This window comes from Pseudomonas sp. WS 5411 (genome assembly GCF_012985595.1).
Taxonomy (GTDB): domain Bacteria; phylum Pseudomonadota; class Gammaproteobacteria; order Pseudomonadales; family Pseudomonadaceae; genus Aquipseudomonas; species Aquipseudomonas shahriarae.
On record NZ_JAARMC010000003.1, the window covers coordinates 513,552 to 532,317 of the forward strand.

The 18,766-nt window shown below is 61.7% G+C and carries 15 protein-coding genes; 8 read left to right on the forward strand and 7 right to left on the reverse strand.

Going from position 1 to position 18,766, the window contains the following annotated elements:
- Positions 1 to 29: 29 nt before the first annotated feature.
- From HBR93_RS09000 to HBR93_RS09025, 6 genes are all read right to left on the reverse strand, one after another.
- On the reverse strand, positions 30 to 881 hold the full coding sequence (locus HBR93_RS09000) for a symmetrical bis(5'-nucleosyl)-tetraphosphatase (RefSeq protein WP_057440314.1): 852 nt from the start codon (positions 879 to 881) through the stop codon (positions 30 to 32).
- Positions 881 to 1,261 (reverse strand): Co2+/Mg2+ efflux protein ApaG, encoded by a 381-nt coding sequence (gene apaG / locus HBR93_RS09005; protein ID WP_057960789.1) that lies wholly within the window; start codon positions 1,259 to 1,261, stop codon positions 881 to 883. The genes HBR93_RS09000 and apaG overlap by 1 nt, the downstream gene beginning before the upstream one ends.
- A gap of 338 nt (positions 1,262 to 1,599) precedes the next feature.
- Positions 1,600 to 2,412 (reverse strand): 16S rRNA (adenine(1518)-N(6)/adenine(1519)-N(6))-dimethyltransferase RsmA, encoded by an 813-nt coding sequence (gene rsmA / locus HBR93_RS09010; protein WP_057440316.1) that lies wholly within the window; start codon positions 2,410 to 2,412, stop codon positions 1,600 to 1,602.
- Positions 2,409 to 3,398 carry a 4-hydroxythreonine-4-phosphate dehydrogenase PdxA gene (gene pdxA / locus HBR93_RS09015; protein WP_169960148.1) on the reverse strand — a complete coding sequence of 330 codons (990 nt, stop codon included), beginning with the start codon at positions 3,396 to 3,398 and terminating at the stop codon, positions 2,409 to 2,411. Before pdxA ends, rsmA begins: the two co-directional genes overlap by 4 nt.
- Complete coding sequence (locus tag HBR93_RS09020) at positions 3,395 to 4,729, reverse strand: peptidylprolyl isomerase (RefSeq protein WP_169960149.1); 1,335 nt, start codon at positions 4,727 to 4,729, stop codon at positions 3,395 to 3,397. The genes pdxA and HBR93_RS09020 overlap by 4 nt, the downstream gene beginning before the upstream one ends.
- Positions 4,710 to 7,508 (reverse strand): LPS-assembly protein LptD, encoded by a 2,799-nt coding sequence (locus HBR93_RS09025; RefSeq protein ID WP_169960150.1) that lies wholly within the window; start codon positions 7,506 to 7,508, stop codon positions 4,710 to 4,712. Before HBR93_RS09025 ends, HBR93_RS09020 begins: the two co-directional genes overlap by 20 nt.
- A gap of 130 nt (positions 7,509 to 7,638) precedes the next feature.
- Here HBR93_RS09025 and HBR93_RS09030 point away from each other — a divergent pair, with 130 nt between their 5' ends.
- Genes HBR93_RS09030 through HBR93_RS09040 form a run of 3 tightly spaced genes read left to right on the forward strand, consistent with a single transcriptional unit; the run spans position 7,639 to position 10,104 of the window.
- The gene (locus HBR93_RS09030) at positions 7,639 to 8,664 is read left to right on the forward strand and encodes a phosphotransferase (RefSeq protein ID WP_115129126.1); all 1,026 of its coding nucleotides are present in this window, start codon (positions 7,639 to 7,641) and stop codon (positions 8,662 to 8,664) included.
- Entirely contained in the window at positions 8,661 to 9,335 is a 675-nt protein-coding gene (murU, locus tag HBR93_RS09035) for an N-acetylmuramate alpha-1-phosphate uridylyltransferase MurU (protein ID WP_169960151.1), read from the forward strand. The genes HBR93_RS09030 and murU overlap by 4 nt, the downstream gene beginning before the upstream one ends.
- 1 nt (position 9,336) lies before the next feature.
- On the forward strand, positions 9,337 to 10,104 hold the full coding sequence (locus tag HBR93_RS09040) for a TerB family tellurite resistance protein (protein WP_057960783.1): 768 nt from the start codon (positions 9,337 to 9,339) through the stop codon (positions 10,102 to 10,104).
- A 693-nt stretch (positions 10,105 to 10,797) separates the two neighbouring features.
- On the opposite strand, the gene HBR93_RS09045 is transcribed toward HBR93_RS09040, so the two are convergent.
- Positions 10,798 to 11,775 (reverse strand): alpha/beta hydrolase family protein, encoded by a 978-nt coding sequence (locus HBR93_RS09045; RefSeq protein WP_169960152.1) that lies wholly within the window; start codon positions 11,773 to 11,775, stop codon positions 10,798 to 10,800.
- A gap of 58 nt (positions 11,776 to 11,833) precedes the next feature.
- On the opposite strand from HBR93_RS09045, the gene HBR93_RS09050 reads away from it, so the two are divergent.
- The 5 genes from HBR93_RS09050 (at position 11,834) to HBR93_RS09070 (ending at position 18,758) form a co-directional block, all read left to right on the forward strand.
- Positions 11,834 to 14,230 (forward strand): transporter substrate-binding domain-containing protein, encoded by a 2,397-nt coding sequence (locus HBR93_RS09050; RefSeq protein ID WP_169960153.1) that lies wholly within the window; start codon positions 11,834 to 11,836, stop codon positions 14,228 to 14,230.
- A gap of 68 nt (positions 14,231 to 14,298) precedes the next feature.
- Positions 14,299 to 14,928 (forward strand): response regulator transcription factor, encoded by a 630-nt coding sequence (locus tag HBR93_RS09055; RefSeq protein ID WP_057440324.1) that lies wholly within the window; start codon positions 14,299 to 14,301, stop codon positions 14,926 to 14,928.
- Between the two features lie 225 nt (positions 14,929 to 15,153).
- Positions 15,154 to 16,266 (forward strand): ABC transporter ATP-binding protein, encoded by a 1,113-nt coding sequence (locus HBR93_RS09060; protein ID WP_057440325.1) that lies wholly within the window; start codon positions 15,154 to 15,156, stop codon positions 16,264 to 16,266.
- 46 nt (positions 16,267 to 16,312) lie between these two features.
- Positions 16,313 to 17,353 carry an ABC transporter substrate-binding protein gene (locus tag HBR93_RS09065; RefSeq protein WP_057440326.1) on the forward strand — a complete coding sequence of 347 codons (1,041 nt, stop codon included), beginning with the start codon at positions 16,313 to 16,315 and terminating at the stop codon, positions 17,351 to 17,353.
- Between the two features lie 157 nt (positions 17,354 to 17,510).
- Entirely contained in the window at positions 17,511 to 18,758 is a 1,248-nt protein-coding gene (locus tag HBR93_RS09070) for an ABC transporter permease (RefSeq protein ID WP_057960777.1), read from the forward strand.
- The last annotated feature ends 8 nt before the right edge of the window (positions 18,759 to 18,766 follow it).

Here is an 18,766-nt window from a genome sequence, read left to right on the forward strand (position 1 = left end):
GGGCTCCTTGGGCGGGCGGCAAGCGGCGTCTAGCGCTTGGCGGCAGCCGGCAATGTAACGGGAAGGGGGGATTCACACTGGCAGCTCAGGCGCTCGCCGGTGTCGATGTTCATCAGGGTCATGGCTCCGCCCCAGACACACCCTGTGTCGAGGGCAAATACCCCGGGCTCGTCGCAGTGACCTTCAAGGGCGGCCCAGTGACCGAAGATGATCTTCGTTTCGCGGGTCTTGCGCTCCTTGTGGGTAAACCAGGGCTTGTAGCCGGGCAGGGCGGTTTCGGCGCCTTCCTTGCTCTTGAGGTCGAGTTTGCCTTCGGCGGTGCAAAAGCGCATGCGCGTGAAGTAGTTGGTAATGACCCGTAGGCGGGCAACGCCGGTCAGATCGTTATCCCACTTCACTGGCTCATTGCCGTACATGCCGTCCAGGTAGGTGGCGAACAGCGTGTCATCGGCCAGGGCGGTTTCAACCTCGGCAGCACATTTAAGGGCTTTTTTCAGGCTCCACTGCGGTGGTATGCCCGCATGCACCAGGGCGGTATTGCGGCCCTCGTCGTAGTGCACGAGCTTTTGCCGGCGCAGCCAGTCCAGCAACTCGGCGCGATCCGGAGCTTCGAGGATTTCGCGCAGGGTATCGCCCTTTTTCAGGCGCTCGATGTTATTGCCGACCGCCAGCAGGTGCAGGTCATGGTTGCCCAGTACGCACACCAGGGCGTCGCGCATGCCATAAAGAAAGCGCAGGGTTTCCAGGGATTGCGGGCCACGGTTGACCAGATCGCCCACCAGCCACAGACGATCTTGGGCTGGGTCGAAGGCTACACGGTCAAGCAGGCATTTGAGCGGCTCCAGGCAGCCTTGCAGGTCGCCGACAGCATAGGTTGCCATCAGTGCAGGGCTCCCGGTACCGCCAGGCGGAAGGGGGCGATGATGGCGTCGAAGTGTTTGCCGTCTTCGGCAAGCATCTGATAGCTGCCTTGCATCGTGCCGACCTTGGAGGTCATTACGGTGCCGCTGCTGTAGGTGTGGCTGGCGCCGCTGTCGATCAGTGGCTGTTGGCCGATAACACCCGCACCGCGCACTTCCTCGACATGGCCGTCGCCGTCGGTGATGACCCAATGGCGCGACAGCAGCTTGGCGGCCACCTGGCCGTTGTTCTTCACCGTGACGGTGTAGGCAAAGGCAAAGCGGTTCTGTTCAGGTTGCGATTGTTCCGCCAGGAAGCGGGTGACGACGCTGACGTCGATCTGATAGCGAGGATCGGACATGCAAGAGGCCTTAAGAGCAAAAGCGGAGGACAGCAGATGCGGATCAGTCTAGGCCATGAGGAGGGCACTAGGCCAGAGATGTGTCTGGCTTGGTAAACGATGCCGTCCTGGCAGATGACGAAGCGCTACCAGTGTCGCGCGGCGCAAATGTGGGAGCTGGCAAGCCCGCACACATTGGAACTGCGGCTGGCGCTGGGAGTGGGGCCAGCAAAAACAAGTGTGGGAGCTGGCTTGCCTGCGATGGCGGTGGGTCAGTCGCTACATCCTTGGCTGACACACCGATATCGCGGGCAAGCCAGCCCCCACATGTGGATCGCGTTGCAGCAAGCCTCTGCGGCTTATTCCGCCGTCGGCGCTGGCTGGATAGCTAGCTGGTCCGCCAGACGTACAAACGCGGCCAGGTCCAACTGCTCCGGGCGCAGGCTGCCGTCGACACCGGCGGCTTCGATCTCGGCGTTGCTCAGCAATGCCTTGAGTGTATTGCGTAGGGTCTTGCGGCGCTGGTTGAACGCTTCACGCACTACCCGCTCCAGCAGGCGATGATCCTTGGCCGGATGAGGAAGGACCGCGTGGGGCACCAGACGCACAATCGCCGAATCGACTTTCGGCGGTGGATTGAACGCGCCCGGCCCGACATTGAACAGGTGCTCGACCCGGCAGTGGTACTGGACCATGATCGACAGGCGACCCCAGTCACCGCCGCCAGGGCCGGCTGCCAAGCGCTCGACCACTTCCTTCTGCAACATGAAATGCATGTCGCGGATGATCCCTGCGTTGTTCAGCAGGTGAAAGATCAGTGGCGTGGAGATGTTGTACGGCAAGTTGCCGACCACGCGCAGGCTGTTGGGGGCGGCATTGAGGCTGGTGAAGTCAAACTTCAGCGCGTCGCCCTGGTGCAGGTTGAAGTTGGGCATGCCAGCGAATTGCTGGTTGAGGATCGGGATCAGGTCCTTGTCCAGCTCAACCACATCCAGTTGGCCGCCGCTATTGAGCAGGCCCTGGGTCAGTGCGCCCTGGCCCGGGCCGATTTCCAGCAGGCGGTCTTCGGGCTTGGCATGGATGGAGCGCAGGATGCGGTCGATAACGCCGGCATCGTGCAGGAAGTTTTGCCCGAAGCGCTTGCGCGCCCGGTGTTGGTAATGCTCGGTCATATACGGGTCTCGGCCATCTGATAGGCGGTTTCCAGGGCCACGTGCAGGCTGCCGGTATCGATCTTGCCGCTGCCCGCCAGGTCCAGGGCGGTGCCATGGTCGACGGAGGTGCGGATGATCGGCAGGCCCAGCGTCACGTTGACTGCGGCGCCGAAACCTTTGTATTTCAGCACGGGCAGCCCCTGGTCATGGTACATCGCCAGCACTGCATCGCAGTGCTCCAGATATTTGGGGGTAAACAGAGTGTCCGCAGGCAATGGGCCGCGCAGGTCCATGCCGTCTTGGCGCAGGCGCTCTAGTGTCGGTTCGATAATGTCGATTTCTTCATGGCCCAGGTGGCCGCCTTCACCCGCGTGGGGGTTGAGGCCGCATACCAGGATTCGCGGCTGGGCGATGCCGAATTTTTGTTGCAGGTCAGCGTGCAGGATGCGCGTTACACGCTCCAGGCGCTCGGGGGTAATGGCATCGGCAATCTGGCGCAAGGGCAGGTGAGTGGTCACCAGTGCCACGCGCAGGCCGCGGGTTGCCAGCATCATCACCACTTGTTCGGTGTGGGTCAGCTCTGCGAGAAACTCGGTATGCCCGGAAAAGGCGATGCCGGCTTCGTTGATCACGCCTTTGTGCACGGGCGCGGTGATCATCCCGGCGAAGTCGCCTTCGATGCAGCCTTGTCCGGCCCGGGTCAGAGTCTCCAGGACGAAGGCAGCGTTGGCCTTGTCCAGTTGCCCGGCGACTACCTTGGCCTGCAGCGGGGTGTCCCACACGTACAGGCTGTGGGCAGGTGCCGGCTGGTCGGGCCAGTTGCCCGGCGAAACGGGCAGCAAGTCGACAGCCACGCCCAGTTGCGCGGCCCGCTCAAGGAGCAGGTCGCGGCTGGTAATGGCAATCAGGGGGTAAGGCTGGGCTTGCGCGGCGAGCAGCAGGCACAGGTCTGGACCTATGCCGGCCGGCTCGCCGGGTGTCAAAGCGAAACGCTGGGGTTTCACTGGACTGCCTGGTCGGTGCCTGTTGTGTCGGCGCCAGGAAGCTTGTTTTCCACGTAGGCTTCGTCACGGATCTGACGCAGCCAGGTTTGCAGCTCTTCGTCGTATTTGCGGTTACGCAGTACGGTCAGTGCTTGCTGCTCACGGGCCTGGCTGGTGTTGTCGGTGGCGCGGCGGCCAAGGACTTCCAGGACATGCCAACCGTATTGGGTCTTGAACGGCTTGGACAGCACGCCTTGGGGCGTATCGTTCATGACTTGCTGGAACTCGGGCACCAGGGCTCGTGGGTCGATCCAGTTCAGGTCGCCGCCGTTGAGGGCAGAACCCGGATCTTCCGAGAAGCTTTTGGCCAGGGTGGCGAAGTCTTCACCGCCTTCGATGCGCTCATAGATCTTTTGCGCCAGTTCCTTGGTTTGAGCCTCGGTGCGGATTTCGCTTGGCTTGACCAGGATATGGCGAACATGCACTTCGTCTTTCAACGAAGTTTCACCGCCTCGGCGTTCCAGCAACTTCAGAATGATGAAGCCGCCAGGGGTGCGCGCAGGCTGGGTGATGCCACCTACTTCCATGGCACTCAGCTCACGGTCAAACGGCGGTGGCAATTGAGCAGCTTTACGCCAGCCCATGTCGCCGCCTTCGAGAGCGTTGTCGCTACCGGACTGGGCGATTGCCATCTGGGCAAAGTCGGCACCGGCCTTCAGACGGTCATAGATCGCCTGGGTCTTGGCCGCTGCGGCATTGAGTTGCTCGGCGTTGGCGCTGTCCGGTGTCGGGATCAGGATATTGGCCAGGTGCAGTTCTTCGGAGAGCTGCATCTTGCCCAGGTCCGAGGCCAGGAAGTTCTTCACTTCCTGCTCCGATACCTGCACACGTTCGGCCACACGGCGCTGACGCACACGGCTGATGATCATTTCGCGGCGGATCTGGTCACGGGCGTCCTCATAGGACAAACCGTCACGGGCCAGGGCCGCACGAAACTGATCAATGCTCATGTTGTTGCGTTGAGCGATGGTGCCGACGGCCTGGTTCAGTTCTTCGTCGGTGATGCGGATGCCGGAGCGGTCGCCAATCTGCAATTGCAGGTTTTCGACGATCAGGCGTTCCAGCACCTGCTGGTCCAGGACGCTGGTCGGCGGCACGCCACCACCACGCTTGGCGATGGTTTGCTGAACTTCCTTGACCCGTTGGTCCAGTTGGCTCTGCATGATCACGTCGTTATCGACGATGGCCACCACCTTGTCCAGCGGTTGCACTGCAGCGTGTGCCGCTGCAGTGCCCAGGAACAGCGCGCCCAGCATCAGCGGGCGCAGACAATCAGAAAGCTTGATCTTCACGTTCACGATAACCTTGGATGCCTTTGTCGAGGAAGCTCTCTACCTTGGCGCCAGTCAGGCCGCCGAGTCCTTTGAGGACGATTTGGAGGAAGAGCCCGTGGTCGCCTTTTTCGTTCAGCGGGGCGATCTGGGTGTATTCGTCGTTGGAAACCCAATAACGGTTGATCACACGCAGTTTCCAGCAGCAGTTGTCGTACTCGAAACCACCGAAGGCTTCCAGGGTACGGTTGCGTGCATAGTCATACTGCCAGCGGGTGATCAGGTTCCACTGTGGAATGATCGGCCACATCATCGAGAAATCGTGTTGCTGGATTTTGTAGTAATCCTTCACGTAGTTCTCTTGGCCTACAGTGCCGTAGTCGCCACCAAACTGCCATTTGCCGGTCAGCTGGTTGTAGACCACCTGATCATTACGATAGCGGTAACCAACGTTGATAACCTTGTTCGGGTTGTCTTCTGGCTGGTAATGGAACATCGCGCTGCCGGAGCGGGGGCTGTGGTTCTCAGTGTCCCAGTTATAGTCGGCAGTGGCACGCCAGTCACGGTTGAAGCGGAACTCGTAGTCGAGGGCGATTGGCGAGACATCCGACTGTGCGTCTTCGCGGTCAGCGGCCACGATGCCAGGCAGTTGCACTTCGCGGTCCTTGAAATACAGGGCCTGACCGACGGAAACTCGCTGACGCTCAAAGCCGTTTTCTTCGATCCAGCGGCTGGTCACGCCCAGGGACAGTTTGTTCTCGTCGCCGATACGGTCGGTGCCCGAAAAACGGTTGTCGCGGAACAGAGAGCCGTAGCTGAACGAGGTTTCGCTGGTGTCAAACACTGGGATGTCGGACTGATCTTTCTCTGGAACATAGAGATAGAACAGGCGCGGCTCCAGAGTCTGGTTGTAGTTCTTGCCAAACCACTGGGTGGCGCGGTCGAAGTACAGGCCGCTATCGACACTGGCGATCGGGAGGGAGCGATCTTGAGAACTCTTGAACTTCTGGCCAGAGGCAACCATTTGCCCTTTGCCGATGCTGTCAAGGTCAAGATCATACTTGGTGTAGGCGTACTTGAGCTTCGGCGTGATGAAACCGTAAGTCCAGTTCATCGGCAGCGATACGCTTGGTGCAGCATTCAACCGCGTACCGTTGGCACGGGTCAATCCTGTTACATAGGTATCTAGGCGGCGTTCACCTACAGTGCCATCAGCATTGAACGGCCCACCGTCTTTGTTGGTGATATAGCCAGTCCTGAGATCTCGGTCAAACCGGACAACCTCAGAGTCATAATTAAAGTCCAGCCCACCCGGATGATAAGGCAGCGCACCGGTAAAGGTGATTTGTGGCAGTCGATCATAAGGAGTGATCTGCGAAATTGTCGCCAATTCATAAGCTTGCAGATTTAGTTTGGCCGAGTAGTTGTCCCCACGATAGCTGACAGCACCTTGTTGGTTAACGAAGTCACGGGACTCAACGCCAATCTGATTGGACTTCAGGTCCTGGAAGTAGAAAGGATCGCTGATTTTGGTGTAGTCGACTTCAGTCAATACACGCGAATCCAACCCGCCCTTATGCTGCCAATTGAGCATATAGCGGGTTTTGTTGTAGTCGCTCTGCTTCTTCCGCTCGTCGCTGTCATCGTTCAGGTACGCGCCGCCGAACTGACCTTCGCTGGACTTGGTGAGGTAGCGGAATTCGCCTTCCATCAACATGCCGCGCTTGGTCATGTATTGCGGGTACAACGTGGCATCGTAATTCGGCGCCAGGTTGAAGTAGTAAGGTGTCACCAGCGTGAAGCCACTTTCCCCACCCGAGCTGAAGCTCGGCGGCAGGAAGCCGGACTGACGACGATCGTCAATCGGGAAGTAGATGTACGGGGTGTACAGGATCGGGATGTTCTTGACCCGCAACGTCGCGTTGGTCGCCGTACCGAAGCCGGTGGCCGGGTTCAACGTGATGTTGTTACCGCGCAGCTGCCAGGCATTGCTGTCTGGCTCGCAGGTGGTGTAGGTACCGTCCTTGAGGCGGATGATCGCGTTTTCGGCACGCTTGGCGTACAGCGCGTTACCGCGGATGCGCGACTTGTGCATTACGTACTCGGCGTTGTCGATCTGCGCGGCGCCGGTGTCCAGTTGGACCTGGGCATGGTCGCCGACGATCAGCGCGCCATTGTCGCGCATGCGCACATTGCCGTTCAGCTCGCCACGGTTCTCGGCCTGGTACAGGCTGGCCTCTTCGGCCTCGACCTGCATGCTGCCCTGACGCATGACCACGTCACCGGCCAGGGTGGCGACCTGGGTGTCCTGCTCGTAACGAGAGGCCTTGGCACCGATGAAGGTCGGTGCGTCGCTCTTGTCCGTCTTGTCGTTCATGCCAGGACGGAGCGGCTCGACGTACGCACCGGCGCAATAAGGACCGGTTTCGGCCAGTTGCGCAGCAGTGAGTTTCTCCCGAGGGACCCAGTCCAGGTGGCTGTAGTCAGCGCTGCGCGAACGCAGGCCACGGCCCTTGGATTCGGTGACCAGCTTGGTCTGCGGCACGGCTTCGGCACCAGCAGCTTCGCCTTGCGGCGAGCCGTTGGCCGAGCTGACGGCACTGCCGTCATGCACCGGGCGCGGTGGTAAAGGGGCTGCGCTGGCTTTCGGCGCGCAATCCCAGGCACCCGAAGCAGAGACTGAGCAGTCATACTGTTCCGCGGCGACCACGAATGAGGTGGCGAAGGGTTGCATGGCCAGCAGACTGCCGGTTACCAGCAACGGAAATTTTCTACGAAACGCGGGGGATTTCAATGCCATCTTATTAGTCCGGGCTTCCTGCGTGCCATCTGCCCGCGGTGTGGGCCGCACGCCTCTCGATGGTCTGAAAAAGATGCGTGATAATAAAGCATGACCCGCTTGACGGCTAGCGCCGTCGGAGACCCTTGTAATGCCCGACCAAGATCTACGTTTGCAACACCTGAAAGTCTGGCTCGATCAGCAGTTACCCGAGCTTTTCCATGCCCAGGGATGGGGGGCCGTACCCCCGGCTACATTGACTGCGGCCAGCAGCGACGCGAGTTTCAGACGGTACTTCCGTTGGCAGGGCGAAGGTCGCACATTGATCGTGATGGATGCCCCACCCCCCCAGGAAAACTGCAAACCTTTCGTCGATATCGCGAGAATGTTGGCGAAATCGGGAATAAATGTTCCGCAAATTTATGCAGAAGATCTCTCCCAAGGCTTTCTTTTGCTCAACGACCTGGGCAAAAACACCTATCTGGATGTGATTGACGGTGAAAATGCCGATCAATTGTTTGCCGAAGCCATCGACGCGCTGCTGGCTTTCCAGCAATTGCCGATGGACGCCGGGTTGCCCAGCTACGACGTGCCATTGTTGCGCCGTGAATTGGAGTTGTTCCCCGAATGGTACGTGCGCCGGCATCTGGGCATTGAGTTCGACGAGCAGCAGTTGGCTCAATGGCAGCGGGTCAGCCAATTGCTGATCGACAGCGCCCTGGCCCAGCCCAAGGTCCTGGTGCATCGCGACTATATGCCGCGCAACCTGATGATCAGCGTGCCGAACCCTGGCGTGCTGGATTTCCAGGATGCGGTCTACGGCCCCGTGACCTACGACATCACCTGCCTGTTCAAGGACGCCTTCCTCAGTTGGCCCCAGGCGCGGGTGCGCGAATGGCAGCGTGGTTATTGGGAACGTGCTGGCCAATTGGGCATCCCGGTGCAGGCGGACTTTGAAGATTTCCTGCGCGCCAGCGACTTGATGGGGGTGCAGCGTCACCTCAAGGTCATCGGTATCTTTGCGCGTATCTGCCACCGTGATGGCAAACCGCGCTACCTGGCGGACGTGCCGCGCTTCTTTGCCTATATAGACGCGGTGCTGGCCGATCGGCCGGAACTGACCGACCTGGGTGAGTTGCTGGCCAGCCTGCGCCAACCGGCCGAGGCCCACGTATGAAGGCGATGATCCTGGCGGCCGGCAAGGGCGAGCGGATGCGTCCGCTCACCCTGCACACCCCAAAACCGTTGGTCCAGGCCGGTGGCAAGCGCCTGATCGAGCACCACCTGGAGGCGCTGGCGAAAGCGGGATTCACCGATATCGTCATCAACCATGCCTGGCTGGGCCAGCAAATCGAGAGTTATCTGGGAGACGGCGCGCAGTACGGCGTGCGTATCCAGTATTCGCCAGAGGGCGAGCCCCTGGAAACCGGTGGCGGAATCTTCCAGGCCTTGCCCTTGCTGGGGGAGGAGCCGTTCCTGGTGGTCAATGGCGATATCTGGACTGACTACGACTTTGTCCGCCTCAAGCAGCCCTTGAGCGGCTTGGCGCACTTGGTCATGGTCGATAACCCGCCTCATCACCCCAGTGGTGGCGATTTCTATATCAAGGATGGTTTGCTTCATGATGCAGCGCCCGGTGCCGATAACCTGACCTTCAGTGGCATTTCGGTGCTGCACCCCAAGCTGTTCGCGGGTTGCAGTGCCGGTGCCTTCAAGCTGGCGCCCTTGCTGCGCACGGCGATGGCTCAAGGCTTGGTCTCGGGGGAACACATGGATGGACGCTGGATTGACGTCGGTACGCTGGAGCGCCTGGCGCAGGTTGAAAGTCTGCTGACCGTGGGCCAGTAAGATGTTGTGGCCTGGGACTCTGATCGGCGCCGGGGCGGGTTTTGCCATCGCCAGCATTCCGGGGGCCATGTTGGGTGGGTTGCTGGGGCAGGCACTGGATCGGCGCCTGCAATTGCACAGTTGGGCCCAACTGCGCGAACGCCTGGGCGGCCGGCCGGCGCTGCGCAATGACGAACTGCTGTTTGTCCTGCTGGGCCGCCTGGCCAAGAGTAATGGGCGGGTGGTGGACGGCCATATCCAGCAGGCGCGGGTGGAGATGCGCTCGCTGGACATGAGCGAGCCGGCCCAGCGCCGGGCGATTGCCGCGTTCAACCGAGGCAAGTCGGGGACCGACCGCGTGCGCAGTTACCTGCGCGTGCTCAAGGTGCAGCCCCATGCGGCGGAAGGCGTGCTGCGCGCCTGCTGGCGCATGGTCTGGGCCGACGGCAAGGCCAGCCCCGCTGAGCGCGAGCTGATCGAGCTATGGGGCAAATGGCTGGGGTGGACGCCGCAACAACTCCAGGCACTGGCCCATGACTATGAGCCGGAACGCAAGCCTCTGGTCACCCGCGGTAGCACCTATCAAGAGGCCCTGCGGATTCTCGGGGTGACCGGCACGACAGAGCCTGCGGTCATCAAACGTGCCTATCGACGGCTGCTCAGTCGGCACCACCCGGACAAGATTGCCGGCACTGGCGCCAGCCCCGCTCAAGTGCGCGAGGCCACGGAGCGCACCCGAGAGCTGCATAGTGCCTACACGATCATTCGCGAGCAGCGGGATTTCCGCTGACCCGACCGCCTGTGGCGAGCGTGCTTGCCAAAAGTGTCCACCCTGTCCCCGCACACCCGTCAACCATGTGCCCGGCCCGTAAAAAAAGAGCCCCAAAGTAACCAAGGGCTCCTGACATCGGAGGCCGGGTACCCACCACTCGGCACCTCGTCTAGTCTCGATGTGCCTGCGATCCAGCAGTGATTCGGGGGGGGGCGCCGAGATGGCGGTCTATCAGTCGATAGATGTATTGGCCGAGATATCTCTATCGCAGGCAAGCCAGCTCCCACAGGGGAATGCAGCTTCGCAGCTCTGGCTCTGCTTTTGCTCTGCTTTTGATCTGGCTTTTGATCTTGATCTCAGGCGCCCCGTTAAACCACGCTGGCCGCAGGCAGGTATTGCGCAGTGGGCACCCCGGCAGGGATGCCGGGGTAGCCGCGACACGGCCATGGATGGCCGATCGCGGCGGGCCCACGGAGCAATGCCTGACTGCGGGCATGCCGAGCCTAGGCGAGGCACCGAGTGGTGGGGCAAGAGCGTTTTGCTTACTTTGGCGCTTCTCCAAAGTGAGCCGCCGTAAGGGCGGAACCCTAAGTGGCCATGACCGCAGCAACGGATATGTACACAAACCCAACGCGGGCAAGCCCGCTCGCCACAACCACAACCACAACCACAACCACAACCACAACCACAGACGGGGCGGGGCAGTTGGGCTCAGCTACCGCTGCTTTGCGGGCTCAACCAGCCGCGAATCCGCCGGTACAACTGTTCCTGGGCCGCTGCGCTATTCCCAGGAATAGTCTTCAACGACACCTGCTTGTAGTTGTCATTCTTCAGCCGCTTGCTCGCCTGGCTGCGCTCCAGCGCCATTTTGCTGGCCAGGGCGTTGTCCTGATAGAAGACATCGGCGGTCGCCAGCTTCAATGTCGGGGTCAGCTGTTGCAGATCCGGTTGACGGCCCACCGGCGACTGCGCCGCGACCATGATGAACTTTTGCACCTGGGCCGGTTGTTTTTCGCTCAGGTAGCGCGCAGCCCACCAGGCCCCAGTCCCGTGCCCCAGCAGCACCACGCTGCGGGCGTTCTGGGTCTGGGCATAGGCGACGGCTGCGTCGATGCGGGCGAAGATCCGTGTCGCGTCGGTCTTGTCCTGCTCATCCACGCCAGGGACCACGGCCGGGTCGGTGCCCTCGGCTTCGGCGCTGGCCGCCTGTTCGATGGGCTTGGGCGCGGCAGTGCTGGCATCTTTGCTGCTGCTGTCGACGGCTGCATCGGGAGCCTGGATCACCCGCGGCGGCAGGGTATCGACGCTCAGGTCGGGCAGCGACAGGCTCAGGCTGCTCCAGGCGGCATCCGGCAGCTTCTGGCGCAAAGGCCCGATGGCTTGCGGCCAGTCAGCCGTTTCTCCGGCGCCGGGGACGATAATCACCACACCCTGCGGTTCAGGGCTGTTCGCCGGTTTCCACAGCGCCAGGAACGACTCGTCGCCGGCCTGCAATTGTTGCTGCTCGTGGGGCGGCAGTTGTCGCTCCAGGGCCTGGGCTTCCTCCTGGCTACGCTCTGGCAGAGGCTGGCGTTCTGGTGGTTTTTCGGCGGCCGCCGGCGCGGTGTCAGCCGCCTGCACGCAAAAGGTGCTGGTAAACAGCAGCGACAGGCACAATGCTGGCAGTGTCGAACGGTGAAGCAGGGGCATAGTGGAATCCCGGCCAGAAGTGATCCCGGCAGCCTAATGGGTTGGATGTGAGATGTGAATGATGAATTTTCGCTGTCTGCTGGTTATCGGCTATCTGTGCTTGCCCTTGATGGTGAATGCCGCGCCTGCGTCTGTGGTGCCGCCTGCGGTGCTCAACCTGCAGCAGCGCGAGTGGTTGGCGCAGCACCCGCAACTGCGGGTCGGGGTGGTGTTGCAGGCGCCTTACGCGCAATACGACCGGCGCCTGCAGCGCTTGTCCGGAGCCAATGTCGAGCTGATGCAGGCGCTGGCCAAGGCGCTGAATATCGAGCTCACCTGGCGCAACTTCCCCACGCAGGAGCAGTTGGAGGACGCCTTGCGCGAGGATGCGGTCGACCTCGCCCCAGGTCTGCTACAAACCCCTGCCGGCCTGCGCCTGTGGCAGTTTTCCGACCCGTATATGCGCGTGCCCCAGCACATTGTTGGCATTCGCGACGGCAGCGGCACTGTGGACCTGGAAAAACTCGATGAACAGTCCCGGGTCGCCGTGCGCATGCCCAGCGGCGTGGCGGATTACCTGCGCAGCAATTACCCCAGGCTGAACCTGCAAGGTGTGCCCCTGGAGCGCCAGGCCTTGCAGCTATTGGTCAGCCAGCAGGCGCGCTATGCGGTAGTCGATGAGGCGCAGTTGAGCCGCTTGTCGATCGAGCCCGAGTTCGCCGGTTTGGCCGTGGTCGGCGATATTGGATTGCCGCAACTGTTGCGGGTGGCCACCCGGCGTGACTGGCCAGCCCTGGCAGAGATTGTCGAGAGCGGCCTGCGCGCCATTCCAGCCCGTGAGCTGGAGCAATTGCATGCCCGCTGGCTGCAACCCAAATACCCACGCCTGTCGGAATCACCGGGATTCTGGCAAAACCTCAGCCTGCTGCTGGGCCTGCTGTTGCTCGCGTGCCTGACGGTTGCCCTGTGGCAGCGTCGGCAAAAACATGCCCTGGAACACCAGTTGCTGGCCACGCGTGAGGAAAGCGCTGCCCGTGCGGCGGGCGCCGAAGCATTGCGTCTGACCCAGTTTTCGATTGATCAAAGTACCGTGGGTATCCTCTGGGTCAATTGGGACAGCCATGTGCGCTACGCCAACGTCGCCGCCGAAACCATGCTCGGTTATGCCCCGGGAGCGTTGATCGAGCGCCCGCTGATCGAGTTCGAACCCAATCTGAGCATGGACCGCTGGCTGAACCTGTGGAAGCGCGCCCGGGCCAGTGAAGACGGGCCGCAGAGCTTCGCCACCCAGTGCCTGCGCGCGGATGGCAGCCTGTTGCCCACGGATGTGTCCTTGAGTTTCCTGCGCTTTGCCGGTGGCGAATACCTGGTGGTGTACCTCAACGACGTCACCGAGCGCCGCCGGGCCTTGGCCGCGCTGCAGGAAAGTGAAGCGCGCCTGCAAGGCATCGCCGCCAATGTGCCAGGGCTGGTGTTTCGCCTGGAGCGTCTGCCGTTGAGCGCCGCCATCGACTTTGCCTATATCAGCGAAGGCAGCGAGCGCCTGGTGGGCTATTCGCCGTCCGTGCTCAGCCACCGCGATGTGGGGATTCGCAGTCTGGTCCACCCGGATGATCGCGCCAGTTATCACCAGACCCAGGACCAGGCCATCGACACCGAGAGCAACTGGTCGTGGCAGGGCCGCATCCTGACCCGCCAGGGCGAGCAGCGCTGGGCCGAGATCAAGGCGGTCACCCGGCGTCTGGACGATGGGGCGGTGGTCTGGGACGGGATCGTCTGGGACATCAGCGACAGCAAACGCATTGAGCTGGAATTGGACGCCTCGCGGGCGCAACTGCGCGAACTCTCAGCGCACCTGGAAACCGTGCGTGAGGAAGAGAAGGCGCGGATCGCCCGCGAAGTTCACGATGAGCTGGGGCAGATGCTCACGGTGTTGAAGCTGGAAACCTCCATGTGCGAGTTGGCCTACGCCCAGTTGGACCCAGGCCTGCACGAGCGCCTGAACAGCATGAAGCGCCTGATCGCTCAACTGTTCCAATTGGTCCGTGATGTGGCCACGGCGTTGCGCCCGCCGATTCTCGACGCCGGGATCGCCTCGGCCATCGAGTGGCAGGCCCGGCGGTTTGAGGCGCGCACACAGATTCCGTGCCTGGTGCAGGTGCCGGACAACCTCCCGGCCCTGAGTGACGCCAAGGCCATTGGCCTGTTCCGTATCCTGCAGGAGGCGCTGACCAACGTCATGCGCCATGCCCAGGCGCATACGGTGGAGTTGACCCTGGTGGTGGAGGGCGCCAATCTGCGGTTGACCATCAGTGATGATGGCGCAGGCTTCGTCCCTGCGCCGGGGCGCCCGGTGTCGTTTGGTTTGGTGGGCATGCGCGAGCGGGTGCTGATCATGGGCGGGCAGTTGACCCTCGACAGCGAACTGGGGGAGGGCACCACTCTGAGCGTTACGGTGCCGTTGGATTCGCCATAGATCCCTTGTGGGCTTGCTCGCACATTTTGAATGTCGGCGTTTAATCGCTATAGAGAGAGGAAATTGCCGTGATCCGCGTATTGGTAGCCGAAGACCACACCATCGTCCGTGAAGGCATCAAGCAGTTGATCGGCCTGGCCAAGGACCTGCTGGTGGTGGGCGAGGCGGGCAACGGCGAACAGCTGTTGGAAGCCTTGCGTCACACGCCCTGCGAGGTGGTGCTGCTGGATATCTCCATGCCCGGGGTCAACGGCCTGGAGGCGATTGCGCGGATCCGCGCGCTGAACAACCCGCCGGCCATCCTGGTGCTGTCGATGCATGACGAGGCACAAATGGCCGCCCGGGCGCTGAAGGTCGGTGCGGCTGGGTATGCCACCAAGGACAGCGATCCTGCGCTGTTGTTGACGGCAATCCGCAAAGTCGCCGCGGGCGGGCGCTATATCGACCCGGACCTGGCGGACCGCATGGTGTTTGAGGTCGGCCTCACCGATGCCCGGCCCTTGCATTCGCTGTTGTCCGAGCGCGAGTTCTCGGTGTTCGAGCGTTTGGCCCAGGGCGCCAACGTCAACGATATCGCCCAGCAACTGGCCCTGAGCAGCAAGACCATCAGCACCCATAAGGCGCGGTTGATGCAAAAACTCAACATCAGCTCCCTGGCCGAGCTGGTGAAGTACGCGATGGAGCACAAGCTCCTATAGGAGCGTATCTATTTGCGACATCGCCCAAACCCCCGGAAGCCCGTGCTTGCAGCTTGTCGCTTGAAGCTTGCTGCGCAACTGTCCCTTGCCCGCCATCCGTGTAGGGCGATCCCTACCCCGAACCTTCCATCCTGCTGATGCCAATCTCTCCTGCGCCCCGATTTCCGGGGGCTTGCGCCTGGACTACGCTAGCTCTACAGCAGTCCAAAACACAAAGGTGCGGGTATGAGCGAGGCGGATTCAAATGATGTGCTGGTCAGCTTTCGTGGTGTGCAGAAGAGCTACGACGGCGAGAACCTGATCGTCAAAGACCTCAACCTGGACATTCGCAAGGGCGAATTTCTCACCCTGCTGGGCCCGTCTGGTTCGGGCAAGACCACCAGCCTGATGATGCTCGCCGGCTTCGAAACCCCGACCGCCGGGGAGATCCTGCTGGCCGGGCGCTCGATCAACAATGTGCCGCCGCACAAGCGCGACATTGGCATGGTGTTCCAGAACTATGCGCTGTTCCCGCACATGACGGTGGCTGAGAACCTGGCGTTCCCCCTGACGGTGCGGGGCTTGAGCAAGACTGATGTCAGCGAACGGGTCAAGCGCGTGCTGAGCATGGTCCAGCTCGACGCCTTCGCCCAGCGCTACCCGGCGCAGCTCTCCGGCGGCCAGCAGCAACGGGTGGCCCTGGCTCGCGCCCTGGTGTTCGAGCCGCAGCTGGTGCTGATGGACGAACCCCTCGGTGCCCTCGATAAACAGCTGCGTGAACACATGCAGATGGAGATCAAGCACCTGCACCAGCGCCTCGGCGTGACCGTGGTTTACGTGACCCACGACCAGGGGGAAGCGCTGACTATGTCCGACCGGGTAGCGGTGTTCCACCAGGGCGAGATCCAGCAGATCGCACCGCCGCGCACTTTGTATGAAGAGCCGAAAAACACCTTCGTCGCCAATTTCATCGGCGAGAACAACCGTCTTAACGGCCGCCTGCACAGCCACACCGGCGAGCGGTGCGTGGTTGAGCTGGCGCGCGGCGAGAAGGTCGAGGCGCTGGCGGTGAATGTCGGGCAGATCGGTGGCCCGGTGACGCTGTCGGTGCGCCCGGAGCGGGTCAGCCTCAACGGTTCCAGCGAAAGCTGCAGCAACCGCTTCTCGGGCCGGGTGGCCGAATTTATCTATCTGGGCGACCACGTGCGCGTGCGCCTGGAAGTCTGCGGCAAGGCCGATTTCTTTGTGAAACAACCGATCGCCGAGCTGGATCCGGCACTGACGGTCGGCGATGTGGTTCCGATTGGCTGGCAAGTCGAGCACGTTCGCGCACTCGATCCACTTCTAGAGGCGAATTGATCGCCCCCTTGGCTTCATCCAACCCTGCACGTGGAGAGAACAATAAATGTTGAGATCCCTGAAATTGACCGCCCTGGCCATCGGCCTGGCGAGTGCTTCACAGGTCATGGCAGGTCCGGACCTGACGGTGGTGTCGTTTGGCGGCGCGAACAAGGCGGCCCAGGTCAAGGCTTTCTATGCCCCGTGGGAAAGCGCGGGCAACGGCAAGATCATCGCTGGCGAGTACAACGGCGAGATGGCCAAGGTCAAAGCCATGGTCGACACCAAGAGCGTGTCCTGGGACCTGGTGGAAGTCGAGTCGCCGGAACTGTCCCGTGGCTGTGACGAGGACATGTTCGAACCGTTGGATCCGAAGCTGTTCGGCAACCCCGACGACTATGTGAAAGGCGCGATCCAGCCCTGTGGCGTGGGTTTCTTTGTGTGGTCCACGGTGATGGCGTACAACGCCGACAAACTGAAAACGGCCCCAACCAGTTGGGCGGACTTCTGGGACACCAAAAATTTCCCCGGCAAGCGCGGCTTGCGCAAGGGGGCCAAGTACACCCTGGAATTCGCCCTGATGGCCGACGGTGTAGCGCCCAAGGACGTGTATAAAGTGCTGGCCGGCAAGGACGGCCAGGACCGCGCCTTCAAGAAACTCGATGAGCTCAAACCGTCGATCCAGTGGTGGGAGGCCGGCGCCCAGCCGCCGCAGTACCTGGCCTCGGGTGACGTGGTGATGAGCTCGGCCTATAACGGCCGGATCGCCGCCGTGCAGAAAGAGAGCAACCTGAAAGTGGTGTGGAACGGCGGTATCTACGATTTCGACGCCTGGGCGATCCCCAAGGGCCTGGGCAAGGAGCGCGCCGAGGCGGCGAAGAAATTTATCGCCTTCTCCGTTGCACCGCAGCAACAGAAAATCTACTCGGAAAACATCGCCTACGGCCCGGCCAATACCCAAGCCGTGCCGCTGCTGGCCAAGGACATCCTCAAGGATATGCCGACTACTCCGGAAAACATCGCCAACCAGGTGCAGATTGATGTGAGCTTCTGGGCGGATAACGGTGAGCAACTGGAGCAGCGCTTCAATTCCTGGGCTGCCAAATAACAAGCCCCACCGCTTAACCCCTGTGGGAGCTGGCTTGCCTGCGATGGCAGCACCTCGGTAGACCCGACACACCGAGGTGCTGCCATCGCGGGCAAGCCCGGCTCCCACAAGGGGGCCTTCCACACGGGTTTCAACTGTAGATTTTCCGGAGTTTGCCATGGCCATCGCCGTTCCCTCGAACGAGGTCACCACCCCCAGCTTGAAGCAGCGCCTGGCGCGTGCCGAGCGGCTTAACCGCTGGAAGGCCCAGGCCTTGATCGCGCCGCTGGTGGTGTTTTTGCTGCTGGTGTTCCTGGTGCCCATCGTTGCGCTGTTGTACAAAAGCGTCGGTAACCCGGAAGTGGTCGCTGGCCTGCCGCGTACCGTGGTGGCGGTGACCGCCTGGGATGGTCGCGGCTTGCCCGGCGAGTCGGTGTACCAGGCTGTCAGCGAGGACCTGGGTGAAGCCCGGAAAAACCAGACCCTGGGCGATTTGTCCAAGCGCCTGAACATGGAGCTGGCGGGTTATCGCAGCCTGTTGACCAAAACCGCGCGGGCGCTGCCGTTCAGCGAAGTGCCGGCCTCTTATAAAGAAGCGCTGGAAAACCTCGACGAACGCTGGGGCGACCCCGCGTACTGGCAGGCCATCCGGCGCAACACCAGCAGCCTCACGCCTTATTACCTGCTGGCGGCGGTCGATCATCGGATCGACGACCTCGGCGAAGTCGCGCCGGCCACGCCGGACCAGGCGATTTACCTCGATATCTTCGCCCGCACCTTCTGGATGGGCCTGGTGATTACCGTGTGCTGCCTGCTGCTGGCCTATCCGCTGGCGTACCTGCTGGCCAACCTGCCGGCGCGGCAAAGCAACCTGTTGATGATCCTCGTGCTGCTGCCCTTCTGGACCTCGGTGCTGGTGCGCGTGGCCGCCTGGATTGTGCTGCTGCAGTCCGGCGGGCTGATCAACGGCGCGCTGATGGGCTTGGGCATCATTGATAAGCCTCTGGAGTTGGTGTTCAACCGGCTGGGGGTCTACATCTCCATGGTGCATATCCTGCTGCCGTTCATGATTCTGCCGATCTACAGCGTGATGAAGGGCATTTCACCGACCTACATGCGTGCGGCGATCTCTTTGGGTTGTCACCCATTCGCCAGTTTCTGGCGGGTGTACTTCCCACAGACCTACGCGGGTGTGGGTGCCGGTTGCCTGCTGGTGTTTATCCTGGCGATTGGCTACTACATCACCCCGGCCTTGCTGGGCAGCCCGAACGACCAGATGGTCAGCTACTTCGTGGCGTTCTACACCAACACCAGCATCAACTGGGGCATGGCGACTGCGCTGGGCGGCTTGCTGCTGCTGGCGACCGTGGTGCTGTACCTGATCTACAACTGGCTGGTGGGCGCCAGCCGCCTGCGCCTGAGCTGAGGAGCGCC

Excerpts from the sequence above, each read along its gene's own strand:
- HBR93_RS09030 (WP_115129126.1), top strand. The coding sequence starts at position 7,639 with ATGCCCGACCAAGATCTACGTTTGCAACACCTGAAAGTCTGGCTCGAT.
- HBR93_RS09000 (WP_057440314.1), bottom strand. The coding sequence starts at position 881 with ATGGCAACCTATGCTGTCGGCGACCTGCAAGGCTGCCTGGAGCCGCTC.
- HBR93_RS09045 (WP_169960152.1), bottom strand. The coding sequence starts at position 11,775 with ATGCCCCTGCTTCACCGTTCGACACTGCCAGCATTGTGCCTGTCGCTG.
- HBR93_RS09040 (WP_057960783.1), top strand. The coding sequence starts at position 9,337 with ATGTTGTGGCCTGGGACTCTGATCGGCGCCGGGGCGGGTTTTGCCATC.
- HBR93_RS09050 (WP_169960153.1), top strand. The coding sequence starts at position 11,834 with ATGATGAATTTTCGCTGTCTGCTGGTTATCGGCTATCTGTGCTTGCCC.
- apaG (WP_057960789.1), bottom strand. The coding sequence starts at position 1,261 with ATGTCCGATCCTCGCTATCAGATCGACGTCAGCGTCGTCACCCGCTTC.
- murU (WP_169960151.1), top strand. The coding sequence starts at position 8,661 with ATGAAGGCGATGATCCTGGCGGCCGGCAAGGGCGAGCGGATGCGTCCG.
- HBR93_RS09060 (WP_057440325.1), top strand. The coding sequence starts at position 15,154 with ATGAGCGAGGCGGATTCAAATGATGTGCTGGTCAGCTTTCGTGGTGTG.
- HBR93_RS09065 (WP_057440326.1), top strand. The coding sequence starts at position 16,313 with ATGTTGAGATCCCTGAAATTGACCGCCCTGGCCATCGGCCTGGCGAGT.
- HBR93_RS09025 (WP_169960150.1), bottom strand. The coding sequence starts at position 7,508 with ATGGCATTGAAATCCCCCGCGTTTCGTAGAAAATTTCCGTTGCTGGTA.
- rsmA (WP_057440316.1), bottom strand. The coding sequence starts at position 2,412 with ATGACCGAGCATTACCAACACCGGGCGCGCAAGCGCTTCGGGCAAAAC.
- HBR93_RS09070 (WP_057960777.1), top strand. The coding sequence starts at position 17,511 with ATGGCCATCGCCGTTCCCTCGAACGAGGTCACCACCCCCAGCTTGAAG.